Source organism: Pseudomonas sp. YH-1 (assembly GCF_051990045.1).
Taxonomy (GTDB): domain Bacteria; phylum Pseudomonadota; class Gammaproteobacteria; order Pseudomonadales; family Pseudomonadaceae; genus Pseudomonas; species Pseudomonas nicosulfuronedens.
Genome location: NZ_CP178184.1, coordinates 5839814 through 5853652 on the forward strand (window position 1 = coordinate 5839814; position 13839 = coordinate 5853652).

The 13839-nt window shown below is 66.1% G+C and carries 10 protein-coding genes and 3 tRNA genes; 8 read left to right on the forward strand and 5 right to left on the reverse strand.

Annotated features, from left to right (window positions below):
- Positions 1 to 48: 48 nt before the first annotated feature.
- From rlmD to ACKI1H_RS26700, 4 genes are all read right to left on the reverse strand, one after another.
- Positions 49 to 1419: a 23S rRNA (uracil(1939)-C(5))-methyltransferase RlmD gene (rlmD, locus tag ACKI1H_RS26685; RefSeq protein WP_440466840.1), complete on the reverse strand. Its 1371-nt coding sequence runs from the start codon at positions 1417 to 1419 to the stop codon at positions 49 to 51.
- A gap of 1 nt (position 1420) precedes the next feature.
- Complete coding sequence (cysM, locus tag ACKI1H_RS26690; protein WP_045212424.1) at positions 1421 to 2320, reverse strand: cysteine synthase CysM; 900 nt, start codon at positions 2318 to 2320, stop codon at positions 1421 to 1423.
- A gap of 101 nt (positions 2321 to 2421) precedes the next feature.
- Entirely contained in the window at positions 2422 to 3768 is a 1347-nt protein-coding gene (locus tag ACKI1H_RS26695; RefSeq protein WP_440466841.1) for a HAMP domain-containing sensor histidine kinase, read from the reverse strand.
- Position 3769: 1 nt separating this feature from the next.
- Positions 3770 to 4480, reverse strand: coding sequence for a response regulator transcription factor (locus tag ACKI1H_RS26700; protein WP_440466842.1), 711 nt, complete (start codon positions 4478 to 4480; stop codon positions 3770 to 3772).
- 127 nt (positions 4481 to 4607) lie between these two features.
- Between ACKI1H_RS26700 and ACKI1H_RS26705 the strand changes: the two genes are divergently transcribed.
- From ACKI1H_RS26705 to ACKI1H_RS26720, 4 genes are all read left to right on the forward strand, one after another.
- A complete protein-coding gene (locus tag ACKI1H_RS26705) occupies positions 4608 to 7379 on the forward strand; it encodes a response regulator (RefSeq protein WP_440466843.1) in 2772 nt (923 codons plus the stop codon).
- Positions 7380 to 7395: 16 nt separating this feature from the next.
- Positions 7396 to 8385 carry a 2-hydroxyacid dehydrogenase gene (locus ACKI1H_RS26710; RefSeq protein WP_440466844.1) on the forward strand — a complete coding sequence of 330 codons (990 nt, stop codon included), beginning with the start codon at positions 7396 to 7398 and terminating at the stop codon, positions 8383 to 8385.
- A 62-nt stretch (positions 8386 to 8447) separates the two neighbouring features.
- Positions 8448 to 8888, forward strand: coding sequence for a hypothetical protein (locus tag ACKI1H_RS26715; RefSeq protein ID WP_138520379.1), 441 nt, complete (start codon positions 8448 to 8450; stop codon positions 8886 to 8888).
- A complete protein-coding gene (locus ACKI1H_RS26720; RefSeq protein WP_138520378.1) occupies positions 8885 to 9283 on the forward strand; it encodes an META domain-containing protein in 399 nt (132 codons plus the stop codon). The genes ACKI1H_RS26715 and ACKI1H_RS26720 overlap by 4 nt, the downstream gene beginning before the upstream one ends.
- Before the next feature lie 17 nt (positions 9284 to 9300).
- Here the strand turns inward: ACKI1H_RS26720 and dinB are convergent, their stop codons facing one another.
- Entirely contained in the window at positions 9301 to 10359 is a 1059-nt protein-coding gene (dinB, locus tag ACKI1H_RS26725; RefSeq protein WP_138520377.1) for a DNA polymerase IV, read from the reverse strand.
- Between the two features lie 219 nt (positions 10360 to 10578).
- Here dinB and ACKI1H_RS26730 point away from each other — a divergent pair.
- The 4 genes from ACKI1H_RS26730 to mprF all read left to right on the forward strand — a co-directional run bounded on the left by ACKI1H_RS26730 (position 10579) and on the right by mprF (position 13839).
- Positions 10579 to 10655 (forward strand) — tRNA-Met (locus ACKI1H_RS26730).
- A 117-nt stretch (positions 10656 to 10772) separates the two neighbouring features.
- A tRNA-Met gene (locus ACKI1H_RS26735) sits at positions 10773 to 10849 on the forward strand.
- A 116-nt stretch (positions 10850 to 10965) separates the two neighbouring features.
- A tRNA-Met gene (locus tag ACKI1H_RS26740) sits at positions 10966 to 11042 on the forward strand.
- Between the two features lie 151 nt (positions 11043 to 11193).
- Positions 11194 to 13839: a bifunctional lysylphosphatidylglycerol flippase/synthetase MprF gene (mprF, locus tag ACKI1H_RS26745; protein WP_440466845.1), complete on the forward strand. Its 2646-nt coding sequence runs from the start codon at positions 11194 to 11196 to the stop codon at positions 13837 to 13839.

Below are 13839 nucleotides of genomic sequence, written 5' to 3' on the forward strand. Positions count from 1 at the left end.
ACTGCGCCGGCCTTTCTTGCTTGAGCCGGTCGGATTGCGCAGGCCGTCCTAGCCTGCCTCGAACAAAGCCATGGCCTCGACATGGGCCGTCTGCGGGAACATGTCGAGAATGCCGGCGCGCTTCAGACGATAGCCCTGTCGGGCCAACTCGCCAGCGTCGCGCGCCAGGGTCGCCGGGTTGCAGGACACATAGAGTACCCGCTCCGCGCCCAATGAACGCATCTGCCGCGCCGGCTCGAAGGCTCCGTCACGCGGAGGGTCGAGCAGCACGGCGGTGAAATCCTCCGCCGCCCAGGGGGCTTCGGCAAGCGGTTTCGTCAGGTCCGCCTGATGGAACCGGATATTGGCCAAGCCATTGGCGCGGGCATTGGCGGCAGCGCGCTCGACCATGGTCTGCACACCTTCCACACCCACCACCTCGCGCACCTGACTCGCCAGCGGCAGGGCGAAGTTGCCCAGGCCGCAGAAGAGGTCCAGCACACGCTCGTCGCTACCGGGTCTGAGCCAGTCGAGCGCCTGGGCAACCATTGCCTCGTTCACCGGCTCGTTCACCTGAACGAAGTCGCCGGGGCGATAGGCCAGGGTCAGATTCCAGGCTTCGAGCCGGAAGCCGAGCTCGCGGTTCCCACTGTTTTCTGCACCGTCGGAGCAGAGCGTCGGTTCGCCGTCACCCTGCAACCACAGCTGCACATCCCGTGCCGAACAGAATTCCAGCAGTCGCGCGCGATCGCTATCGGACAAAGGTTCGATATGCCGCAGCAGCAACGCGCTGGAAGTACCGTGGAACAGCTCGACATGGCCGAGGCTCTGCGGCTTGGCGAAACCACGCAGCAACTCGGGCAGCTCGCGGGCAAGAACCTGCAGTTCAGGCACCAGCACCAGGCAATCGTCGAAGGCGACGATTGCCTGGCTGGCGGCGGCGCGGAAGCCGACGTCCAGGCGCTTGGCCTTCACGTCCCAGCGCACGGCGAGACGGGCGCGACGGCGGTAGCCGAACTCCGGCCCGACCAGCGGTGCAGCCCACGCTTGCGGGACCAGGCCGGAGAAGCGCTCCAGTTGCTCCGCCAGGGTGCGCTGCTTGAGCGCCAGTTGATCGGCGTGGGACAGGTGCTGCAGGCTGCAGCCGCCACAGCTGCCAGCCACCGGGCAAGGCTCGGCGCGGCGATTGGCGGCGGCGGTGAAGATACGCTCGCTACGGGCGTCGACGATCTGCGCGCGAGCCGAAAGCACACGGGCTTCCACCGACTCACCCGGCAGGGCGTTGTCGACGAACCAGGTGCGGCCGTCGATGTGGGCAATGCCGCGGCCGTCGTGGGCCAGGCGCTCGATGTTCAGGCGCTGCTTCTTGCCCACCGGTACCGCAGGGCTGCGCGCTCCGCCGCTGGGCTGGAAGCGCAGGCCGGATCTCTGCTTGGCCATGTCAGTTGGAGTCGAACACGCCCGAGGACAGGTAACGGTCGCCACGGTCGCAGATGATCGCGACCAGGGTCGCGTTTTCCAGTTCGCGCGACAGGCGCAGCATGGCTGCCACCGCACCGCCGGAGGACACGCCACAGAAGATGCCCTCTTCGCGGGCCAGGCGGCGCATCACGTCCTCGGCTTCGCTCTGCTGCATGTCGACGACGCGGTCGACGCGGGTAGCGTCGAAGATCTTCGGCAGGTACTCCTGCGGCCAGCGGCGGATACCGGGGATGGCCGAGCCTTCCATCGGCTGCAGGCCGACGATCTGCACGTTGGGATTCTGCTCCTTGAGGTAGCGCGACACGCCCATGATGGTGCCGGTGGTGCCCATGGAGCTGACGAAATGGGTGATCTCACCGCCGGTCTGCTGCCAGATTTCCGGGCCGGTGGAGTGGTAGTGGGCAATCGGGTTGTCGCCGTTGGCGAACTGGTCGAGCACCTTGCCCTGGCCTTCGCGCGCCATCTGGTCGGCGAGATCACGAGCGCCTTCCATACCCTGCTCCTTGGTCACCAGGATCAGCTCGGCGCCGTAGGCGGTCATGGCAGCCTTGCGTTCGGCGGTGGAGTTGTCGGGCATGATCAGGATCATGCGGTAGCCCTTGATCGCCGCCGCCATCGCCAGGGCGATGCCGGTATTGCCGGAAGTGGCTTCGATCAGCGTGTCGCCGGGCTTGATGTCGCCGCGCAGTTCGGCACGGGTGATCATCGAGAGCGCCGGGCGATCCTTCACCGAACCCGCGGGGTTGTTACCCTCGAGTTTCACCAGCAGGGTGTTGGAAGTTTCCCCGGCCAGGCGCTGCAGGCGCACCAGCGGGGTATGGCCGACGCAATCGGCGATAGTCGGGTACTGCACGGTCATGGAAGCACTCGGATCTGGAACAGGGCGCCCTATGATACCGGCAAAAGTCGCCCCGCCATACGAAACTTCCTAACAAGCCGTGTGCTGAGCCGGGGTCTGCCTCAGGCCGCCGCCGCGTCGGGCAGGCGCAGGTGCACCCGCAGCCCGGCTTCGGCGCAGTCTGCCCAGAGGTCGCCACCCTGCATGCGCAGCGAGCTGCGGGCGATGCTCAGCCCCAGGCCGAAGCCTTCACCGGTACGCGCGTCGGAAAGCCGGGTGAACGGCAGGAAGATGCGCTCCAGGTCACTTTCCGCCACGCCGGGACCATCGTCCTCCAACCACAGGTGCCAGCCAGCGGACTCGCGCCGGCCACTCAGGCGGATGCGGCCATTTTCCGGCGAATGACGGATGGCGTTGCGCAGCAGGTTTTCCAGGGCCTGGGCCAGACCGTTGAGGTGACCGCGCACGCGGCAATCCGCCGGGACCTGATAAAGGAAGCGCTCGGCACTCCAGCCCGCCTCGAAGCGCGCGTCGTCCACCAGCAGGTCCCACAGCGAGCGCAGGTCGATCTCCTCCAGTTCCAGGCGCGGCCGCTCGGTGTCCAGCCAGGCCAGCTCCAGAGTGTCGGCGACCAGGCGCTGCATCACTTCCACTTCGCGCTCCACGCGTTGGCGCAGCGCAGCCTCACTGATCGGGCTGTCGCCGGCCACGCGCAGGCGGCTGAGCGGTGTGCGCAGTTCGTGGGACAGATCGCGCAGCAACTGGCGCTGCAGGCCGACATGGCCGCGAAGCCGTTCGGCCATGTGGTCCAGCGCGCGGCCCAACTCTCCCAGTTCGTCGCGGCGGGCAATCAGTTCCGGTCCGGCGACCGAGCCAAGGTTATCCGCCTGCAAGGCATTGGCGTGTTCGCGCAGACGTCCAAGCGGACGCACCAGCCGGCGATAGATCAACCCGCAGAGCATCAGGGCAAGAATCGCCGGTACCAGCGCATGGCTGATGGACTGGCGCAGGAAGGTCAGGCCGCCGGGCAGGAAGCGCTGCGGCAGTTGCACGACCAGACGGCCAGCGGAAGGATCGTCCGGGAAGGGAATGCCGATGAACGGAAGGTTCACCGAGCGCGAGCTCACCGGCCAGTCCAGCCCGCGCTGGAAGGTCAGGTGTGCCACGTCGTCCATGGGCAGCGCCTGCGTGCCCAGCGATTGCAGGCGGGCATCCACCACGACCATCCACACCGGCTCGCGCTGCTTCATCTGCGTCAACCAGGCATCGACGCCCGCCGCCCCACCCGTACGCCAGGCTTGCTGGGCCTCGTCGGCATAGCTGGCGAGCACTTGGCGTGCTGCCTCGGACAGGAAGTAACTGTCGCGCTCCATCTGCTTGCCCCAGTTCCAGGACAGCCAGATGACCGACAGGCACAGCACGACCAGGGCGAAGGCGAGTTTCCAGAACAGCGAGTGACGGCCGGGCATGTCAGTCCTCGGCCTCGGCGAACACGTAGCCCTTGCCCCAGACGGTGTGCAACTGGTGGCGAACGTAGCCGATGGCCTGGAGCTTGCGGCGCAGGTGGCTGACGTGCATGTCCAGGCTACGGTCGTGGGCGGTGAAGGCGCGATGCAGCACGTGCTGATAAAGGAAGGGTTTGCTCAGGGTCTCGCCCTGGCTGCCGAGGAAGGTTTCCAGCAGGCGGTATTCGGTCCCGGTCAGGCCGGCCCACTGACCGTCGAGGCCGACGTCGTCCTTCTGCGGGTCCATCTGCAGGCCGGTCGGGGCCGAGCTCAGCGACTGGCTGCCGCGCTCCAGCGCCACACGGCGCAGCACCGCATCCACACGCACGCTCAGCTCGGCAAGACTGAAAGGCTTGGGCAGATAGTCGTCGGCGCCCTGGGAAAAGCCAGCGATACGGTCCTGCTCGGCGCCCAGGGCGGACATCAGGATCACCGGCACCGCGCGCTCGCGGCGCAGGGTGCGGAGGATATCCAGGCCGCCGATGCCAGGCAGCATGATGTCCATCAGCACCAGGTCGTAGTCGCCGCCGCGCGCCTGGGCCAGGCCTTCGTCGCCGTCCTGGCACCAGGTGACCTCGAAGCCGCGTTCGCTCAAGTGGGAAGACAGGTGGGCGCCCAGGGTCGGGTCGTCCTCGATGGTCAGCAGGCGCAAGCCGGACGAAGCGATGGCATTCATATCAAATAAGAGTGATTAGCAATTGCGTGGAGTATTCACGATTCTGCGCGTTCTCGGCAAGGCAAAGGGCTTCCGACGAAGGTCCGAACCGCTACACTGCCGGGGATAAACGCATCGGAGGAAGCGCGTGTTCAAGGATCTCGGCATCAAGGGACGTGTACTGCTGCTCACCCTGCTGCCCACCAGCCTGCTGGCGCTGGTGCTGGGCGGCTATTTCACCTGGGTGCAGCTGTCGGACATGCACGCCCAGTTGATCGAGCGCGGGCAACTGATCGCCGAACAACTCGCGCCGCTGTCGGCCCCGGCGATGGCCAACCACAACAACGAGCTGCTCGAGCGCATCGCCAACGAAGCGCTGGACCAGCCCGACGTGCGCGCCGTGACCTTCCTTGACCCGGACCGGGAAAAACTGGTCCACGCCGGCCCCAGCATCCTCACCCCCATGCCTTCGGGCGACGGCTCGCACCTGAGCATGGCGAGCAACCTGGACACCACCCACTTTCTCCTGCCGGTGCTGGGCAAGCACCGCAGCCTGTCCGGCGACCCGGACGAGGACGCCGAGAAGTTGCTGGGCTGGGTCGAGCTGGAACTGTCGCACCACGGCACCCTGCTGCGCGGCTACCGCAGCCTGTTCACCAGCCTGCTGCTGATCGGCGCGGGACTGGCGGTCACCGCCCTCCTCGCGCTGCGCATGAGCCGCGCGATCAACGCACCCCTGGGGCAGATCGCCCAGGGCGTCGCCCAGCTCAAGGAAGGCCGCCTGGAAACCCGCCTGCCCGCGCTGGGCAGCCACGAACTGGATGAGCTGGCCGGCGGCATCAACCGCATGGCCGAGGCGCTGCAGAGCGCCCAGGAAGAGATGCAGCACAACATCGACCAGGCCACCGAGGACGTGCGGCAGAACCTTGAGACCATCGAGATCCAGAACATCGAGCTGGACCTGGCCCGCAAGGAGGCGCTGGAGGCGAGCCGGATCAAGTCCGAATTCCTCGCCAACATGAGCCACGAGATCCGCACCCCGCTCAACGGCATCCTCGGCTTCACCAACCTGCTGCAGAAGAGCGAGATGACCAGCCGCCAGCAGGACTACCTAGGCACCATCCACAAGTCCGCCGAGAGCCTGCTGGGAATCATCAACGAGATCCTCGACTTCTCGAAGATCGAGGCCGGCAAGCTGGTGCTGGAGAACATCCCGTTCAACCTGCGCGAGCTGATCCAGGACACCCTGACCATCCTCGCCCCCGCCGCCCACGAGAAGCACCTGGAGCTGGTCAGCCTGATCTACCGCGACACCCCATTGCAGCTGGTGGGCGACCCGCAGCGCCTGAAGCAGGTGCTGACCAACCTGGTGAGCAACGCCATCAAGTTCACCCACGATGGCAGCATCGCCGTGCGCGCCATGCTCGAAGACGAGAGCGACGACCGCGCGCAGTTGCGCATCAGCGTCCAGGACACTGGCGTTGGCCTGACCGACGCCGACCTGCGCGCGCTGTTCCAGGCCTTCAGCCAGGCGGATAACTCCCTCTCGCGCCAAGCCGGCGGCACCGGCCTGGGTCTGGTCATCTCCAAGCGCCTGATCGAGCAGATGGGCGGTGAGATCGGCGTGGAAAGCAGCGCCGGCGACGGCTCGGAATTCTGGATCAGCCTCAACCTGCCCAAGGCCCGCGACGACGGCGACGACCTGCCGCACGCCCTGGCCGGCGGCCTGCGCGTGGCACTGTATGAACCCCACGAACTGACCCGCACGGCCCTGCATCACCAGCTGGAAGACTGCGGCCTGGAGGTCACCGAGTTCCCCGACCTCGTCACGCTGGAAAAGACCCTGCTGGCCGGGCCGTCGGACAAGGCGCCAATCACCCTGGCGCTGCTCGGTGTAACCGCCGCAGACCACCCGCCCGAGGCGCTGCGCCAGTCCATCCGCGAGCTGGAACAGCACGGCTGCAAGAGCCTGGTGCTTTGCCCGACCATCGAACAGGCGCACTACAACGACGTGTTGCCCGATGCCCAGGTGCAGAGCAAACCCGCCTGCACGCGCAAGCTGCAGCAGGCACTCAATGAGCTGCTGCACCTGCGGCCGGCGCGCAAGGACAAGGCCGTCAACGGCAAGCTGGAGCGCACGCCACGTCTGCTCTGCGTCGACGACAATCCGGCCAACCTGTTGCTGGTGAAGACCCTGCTGACCGACCTGGGCGCCGAGGTGACTGCCGTGGATAGCGGCCTCGCCGCCGTCGAGGCGGTACAGCGCGAGCGTTTCGACCTGGTCTTCATGGACGTACAGATGCCGATCATGGACGGCCGCCAGGCCACCGAAGCGATCCGCCAGTGGGAAGGCGATCGCGAGGTCAGCCCGGTGCCGATCATCGCCCTCACCGCCCATGCCCTGGCCAACGAGAAGCGTGCCCTGCTGCAGGGCGGCATGGACGACTACCTGACCAAGCCGATCGACGAGCGCCAGCTGGTCCAGGTGATCCTCAAGTGGACAGGCCTCGCGCTGGGCGAGCCGCGCGACGAGCGGCCGCGCCAGGCCCAGTCCTCCCTGGAAGGCCTCAGCGTACTGGACCCGGAGGAAGGCCTGCGCCTGGCCGCCGGCAAGCCGGAACTGGCCGCCGACATGCTCGGCATGCTGCTCGCCTCGCTGTCCGCCGACCGCCAGGTGATCCGCCAGGCCCGAGAGCGCAACGACCGCAACACCCTGCTCGAACGCATCCACCGCCTGCACGGCGCCACCCGCTACTGCGGCGTGCCGATGCTGCGCGCCGCCTGCCAGCGCGCCGAGACACTGCTCAAGCAGAACGAACCGGACAGCCCCGCCGCGCTGGATGAGCTGGACAAGGCCATGGCCGAGCTGGCACAAGCGACCGAAGGCCTCCTGGAAGTCGAAGCCGGCCAGTCGCACTGAAGACGGAATTCAATCGATGCGCATCATCCTGTTCAGCAACCAGACCTATGACCGCGACAGCTTCCTCGCCGCCAACCATGGCCACGGCTTCGAGCTGCATTTCCAGCAGGCGCAGCTGCGCGAGGACACCGTCGCCCTGGCCATGGGCTTCGAGGTGGTCTGCCCCTTCGTCAACGACGATCTGTCACGCCCGGTGCTGGAGCACCTGGCGGCGGGCGGCACCCGGCTGATCGCCCTACGCTCGGCCGGCTACAACCATGTCGACCTCGCCGCCGCCCATGCACTGGGTCTGGCCGTGGTGCGCGTACCGGCCTATTCGCCCCACGCGGTGGCCGAACATGGCGTGGGATTGGTCCTGGCGCTGTGCCGACACCTGCACCGCGCCTACAACCGCACCCGCGAAGGCGACTTTTCCCTGCACGGACTGACGGGCTTCGACCTGCACGGGCGCACCGTCGGGATCATCGGCAGCGGGCAGATCGGCGAAGTCTTCGCCCGCATCATGAGCGGCTTCGGCTGCCACATCCTGGCCTATGACCCGTACCCCAACCGCGCAATCGAGGCGCTGGGCGGGCGCTTCGTCGAGCTGGACGAATTGCTCGCACAATCCGACATCATCAGCCTGCACTGCCCGCTCAACGACGCGACCCGACACCTGATCAATGCCGACAGCCTGGAACGCATGAAGCGCGGCGCCATGCTGATCAACACCGGCCGTGGCGCGCTGGTGGATACCCCGGCATTGATCGAGGCGCTGAAAAGCGGCCAGCTCGGCTACCTCGGCCTGGACGTCTATGAAGAGGAAGCCGACATCTTCTTCGCCGACCGTTCCGACCAGCCGCTGCAGGACGACGTATTGGCGCGCCTGCTGACCTTCCCCAACGTGATCATTACCGCGCACCAGGCCTTTCTGACCCGCGAGGCGCTGGCCGGAATCGCCCAGACCACCCTGGCCAACATCGCCGCCTGGCGGGCCGGCAATCCGGTGAACCTGGTGAAAAACTGAGCAGAAGGCGCTCGCATCCACACGCCACGCGCCCTAGAATGCCGCGCTTTCCCGGAGGACCCATGGCCCAGCACGATTTCCGCTACACCCTGCTCAACCCGCAATTCACCCTCAACGAGTGCCGCGCGCTGACTCCGGGCCGCTATCAGGTCACCGGCATCGGTGGCTCGATCAAGGCCGGCGACACCCTGCTGGTCAGCCTCAAGGGCAGCAAAAGCCTGAGCATGACCCTGGAAGTGGAAAAGGTCCGCCACCTGATCAACCCGCCGGGGCAGTGGATGGCCGTTGCCAAGGGCCCGGTGTTCCGTGAACTGGGTATCCACGAGTGGAAGGTCAACTGCGACGGCTGCGCGGCTACACTGGACTTCGAATTCGCCGTCGATGCCACCCTCGGCAAGGCTGCCCAGCAGCCCGCCGCCGAGCAGCGCATCGCCGAACTCGGATGGGCCAAGGTTGGCAACCGCCACCTCTGCCCGGATTGCCAGAGCAAGGAGACAGCATGAAAGCCCTGATCGCCAGCGCCTGCACCGCGCTGGCCCTGACCGGCTGCGCCAGCAAGCCGGTTCCCGAAGCGGAGCAGACCTACCGCGTGGAATGGGTCGGTGAGCACCCGCTGATCGACTACACGCACATCAGCCTGACCCTGGACGGCAACGGCCGAGCCTACGGCAGCGCCGGCTGCAACCACTGGTTCGCCAGCTACAAGCTCGAAGGCGAGCAGCTGACCTTCGGCCAGCCCGGTGCCACCCGCAAGCTGTGCGCCGACCTGGTGATGGAGCAGGAACAGCAGTTCCTCAAGATGCTCGGCGAAGTGCAGCGCTGGGATATCACCGACGAAGGCGAGCTGCGCCTGTGGCCGGTCTCCGGCCGCGCCATGCGCATGTGGCCCGAAGGCTGAGGCTCCTTCAGCCAGAGCTAGAAGAGCGTGAGCTGCTCGTGGGCGCCGCGCAGGTCGACCAGACGCACGCCCACGCCGATCAGACGCACCGCCTTGTTGCCGCGCTGGAAAGCCTGCCCCAGCAGCAGCCGGTAGCTTTCCAGGTCTCGGGCAGCGCCCGCCTGCTCCAGGGTGGTCTGGGTGAAGTCGTGGAACTTCAGTTTGATGAACGGCTTGCCCGGCCGGTAGCTGGTGTCCAGGCGCGTCATGCGCCGCTCCAGTTCACCCAGCAACGACGGTAATTCCTCCTGACAGGCCGCCAGGTCCGGCAGGTCCTGGTCGAAGGTGTTCTCCACGCTGATCGACTGGCGGCGGCTATCCACCTGCACCGGGCGCTCGTCGATCCCCCGCGACAATCCCCAGAGCCGCTCGCCGAAGCTGCCGAACTCCTTGGCCAGCTGGATGCGCGACCAGTCGCGCAGGTCCGCGCAGGTGCGAATGCCCAGGCGCGCCAGCTTCTCGGCAGTGACTTTGCCCACGCCATGCAGCTTCTTCACCGGCAGTTCGGCGACAAAGCCGTCCACCTCGTCCGGCGTGACCACAAACAGGCCGTTGGGCTTGCGCCAGTCGCTGGCGATCTTGGCGATGAACTTGTTCGGTGCCACCCCGGCAGACACGGTGATATGCAGGGTCTCCCAGACGCGCTGGCGAATCTCCTGGGCGATACGCGTGGCACTGCCGCCACAGCGTTCGCTGTCACTGACGTCGAGATAGGCCTCGTCCAGGGACAGCGGCTCGATCTGGTCGGTGTAATCGCGGAAGATCGCGTGGATGTCCCGCGAAGTCTCGCGGTAGACGTCCATTCGCGGGCGCACGATGGTGAGGTCCGGGCACAGCTTCACCGCCGTGCGCATGGCCATGGCCGAATGCAGCCCGTAGGCGCGCGCCTCGTAGTTGCAGGTGGCGACCACGCCCCGCTTGTCCGGCGATCCACCCACGGCCAGCGGCTTGCCCGCAAGGCTAGGGTCGTCGCGCATCTCGATGGCGGCATAGAAGCAGTCGCAATCGATGTGGATGATCTTTCTCTGCCGAGTCACGAAGAAGGCGCCTGCATCACCGTCGGAAGCCGCCCGAAAAGGCAGCGGAAAACCCGTGCATGGTAATGCAAAAAGCCGTCATCCCGGTTATCCGCAGGCCGGAAAGGCCCTCCTATCAATAGCCACCCCGCTGCCGTTCATCGCGGCTAAATAATTGATAGAAAATCACTTTTTCCATTTTTCGATTGACACCCTGGCGTACCGGCGTAGAATGGCCGTCGCGGGATGGAGCAGTCTGGTAGCTCGTCGGGCTCATAACCCGAAGGTCGTAGGTTCAAATCCTGCTCCCGCAACCAGACACAGAAAAAGGGTCACTCTTCGGAGTGGCCCTTTTTCGTTTGCGCGCGATTTAAATTATTGATCGAAAGCGAAATATCGATTGACAAGACCTTTCACCTGCGTAGAATGGCCGCCGCGGGATGGAGCAGTCTGGTAGCTCGTCGGGCTCATAACCCGAAGGTCGTAGGTTCAAATCCTGCTCCCGCAACCAGACACAGAAAAAGGGTCACTCTTCGGAGTGGCCCTTTTTCGTTTACGCGCGCTTAAATCTTTGATCGAAAACGAAATATCGTTTGACACAAGGCTTCATATCCGTAGAATGGCCGCCGCGGGATGGAGCAGTCTGGTAGCTCGTCGGGCTCATAACCCGAAGGTCGTAGGTTCAAATCCTGCTCCCGCAACCAGACATCAAGAAGAAAGCCACTCTTAGGAGTGGCTTTTTTCGTTGTGCCCAGAAAATGATTGCCCACGGGTGGCGTCTCACGGATCAGGAAAATACTCTTCCGGGGACTTGGGAATTCGCGTCAGTGCCCCTACTCTGTCGCGCTAAATCGATTGAGGTGCCCGATGAGCGCCAACCCCGCCACACCTGAGACATCTGCCACCGAAGACGCTCCCGCCCGAGCGGCCTGGCTCAACTGGGTGAACGCCAACCGCCAGGCACTCGGCCTGGGCGTGACCCTGGTGCTGTTCAGCCTCGCGTTGATCGCCTGCTATCACCTGCTGCGCGACATCGACGCCTACTCCCTGCACGACGCGCTGCTCGACGTGCCCAGCACCTCGCTGCTCGGCGCCTTCGCCGCCACCGTAGTCGGTTTCATTTTCCTGCTTGGCTACGAATGGTCGGCCAGCCGTTTCGCCGGCGTGAAGCTGCCTGTCCCGGCGCTATTGACCGGGGGCTTCTCCGCCTTTGCCATCGGTAATGCCGTGGGCCTGTCGATGCTTTCCGGCGGCTCGGTGCGCTATCGCCTCTATGCCCGCCAGGGGCTGGGCGCTGGCGACGTCGCGTTGATGACCTTGTTCGCCAGCCTGTCGCTGGGCTGCGCATTGCCGGTGCTGGCCGCGCTCGCCGCGCTGAGCGACCTCTCCGACGCCTCGCTGGCCCTGCACCTGCCGGAGTGGCTGGTGGCGGTACTGGCGCTGGGCATCATCGGCTTCTGCCTGCTGCTGGTCGTCGGTATAGAACGCCGCCGCTTGCCCGAGCAGCCCTCGCCCGACAGCCACCTGGTCCGCTTCGGCCGCCGCACCTTGCGCCTGCCGGGCCTGCGCCTGTCGCTGCTGCAATTGCTGATCACCGCGCTGGACGTGGCTGCCGCCGCCACCGTGCTCTATCTGCTGCTGCCCGAAGCCCCGCCTTTCGGCGCCTTCCTGCTGGTCTACCTGATCGCGCTGGCCGCTGGCGTGCTCAGCCATGTGCCGGGCGGCGTCGGCGTGTTTGAAGCGGTGCTGCTGGCGGCCTTCGCCAACCAGTTGGGCGCCGCGCCGCTGGCCGCTGCACTGCTGTTGTATCGACTGATCTACGTGGTGCTGCCGCTGATCGTCGCCTGTCTGCTACTGCTGTTCCTCGAGGCCCGCCGCGTACTGGTGGCCAAACAGGCGGTGCGCATCACCTCCGGCTTTGCCGCGCAGATCCTCTCCTTGCTGGTGTTCATCTCCGGGATCGTGTTGCTGTTCTCCGGGGCCACGCCGTCCATCGACACCCGCCTGGACGAAGTCGGCTTCCTCGTGCCGCACCGCCTTATCGATGCCTCGCACCTCGCCGCCAGCCTGATCGGCGTGCTCTGCCTGCTGCTCGCCTATGGCCTGCGCCGCCGCCTGTCCGCCGCCTGGGCACTGACTCTCGGCCTTCTGATCGCCGGCGCCGCGCTGTCGCTGCTCAAGGGCTTCGACTGGGAAGAAGCGCTGATCCTCAGCTTCACCTCCGCCCTGCTGGTGGTCTTCCGCAGCGCCTTCTACCGCCGCAGCCGCCTGATGGACCTGCCGTTCTCGCCGATCTACCTGGGCGCCGCCGCCTGCGTCGTCGCCGCGTCGATCTGGCTACTGCTGTTCGCCTACCAGGACGTGCCTTACAGCCACGAACTCTGGTGGCAGTTCGCCCTGGACGCCGACGCCCCTCGCGGCCTGCGCGCGGCCCTGGGCAGCTGCGTCCTGCTCGCGGCCCTGGCGCTCTACTGGCTGCTACGCACTGCGCCGCCGGCGATTCATGAGCCCAGCCGCGAAGACCTGGACACCGCCGCTGCCATCCTCGCCAAGTCTTCGCAACCCGACGGCGGGTTGGCCCTGTCGGGCGACAAGGCGCTGCTGTTCCACGAGGGCAACGACGCCTTCCTGATGTACGCGCGCCGCGGCCGCAGCCTGGTGGCGCTGTTCGATCCAGTAGGCCCGGCCCAGGCCCGCGCCGAACTGATCTGGCAGTTCCGCGACCTCTGCGACCTGCATCACGCGCGCCCGGTGTTCTACCAGGTGCGCGCGGAGAACCTGCCGCTGTACATGGACATCGGCCTGACCGCGCTCAAGCTCGGCGAGGAGGCCCGGGTCGACCTGCGCCGCTTCGACCTGGAGAGCAAGGGCAAGGAGATGAAGGACCTGCGCTACACTTGGAACCGTGGCCAGCGCGACGGCTTGAGCCTGGAATTCCATGACGCCGGCAACGCGCCGATGGACGAATTGCGCGCCATCTCCGACGCCTGGCTGGGTGGCAAGAACGTCCGCGAGAAGGGCTTCTCCCTCGGCCGCTTCACTCCCGAATACCTGCGTTATTTCCGCGTCGTCGTGGTGCGTTTCCAGGACCGCGCCGTGGCCTTCGCCAACCTGCTGGAAACCTCCGGCAAGGAGCTGGCGAGCATCGACCTGATGCGCGTGGCCCCCGACGCCCCCAAGCTGACCATGGAATTCCTCATGCTCGGCCTGATCCTGCATTACAAGGAGAGCGGGCACACCCGCTTCAGCCTCGGCATGGTGCCCCTGGCCGGCTTGCAGCCGCGCCGTGGCGCCCCGCTGACCCAACGTCTCGGCGCGCTGGTTTTTCGCCGGGGTGAGCAGTTCTACAATTTCCAGGGGTTGCGACGCTTCAAGGACAAGTTCCAGCCCGACTGGGAACCCCGTTACCTGGCCGTGCCCGCCGGACTGGATCCGCTGGTGGCCCTGGCCGATACGGCCGCCCTCATCGCAGGCGGCCTGAGTGGATTGGTAAAACGCTGA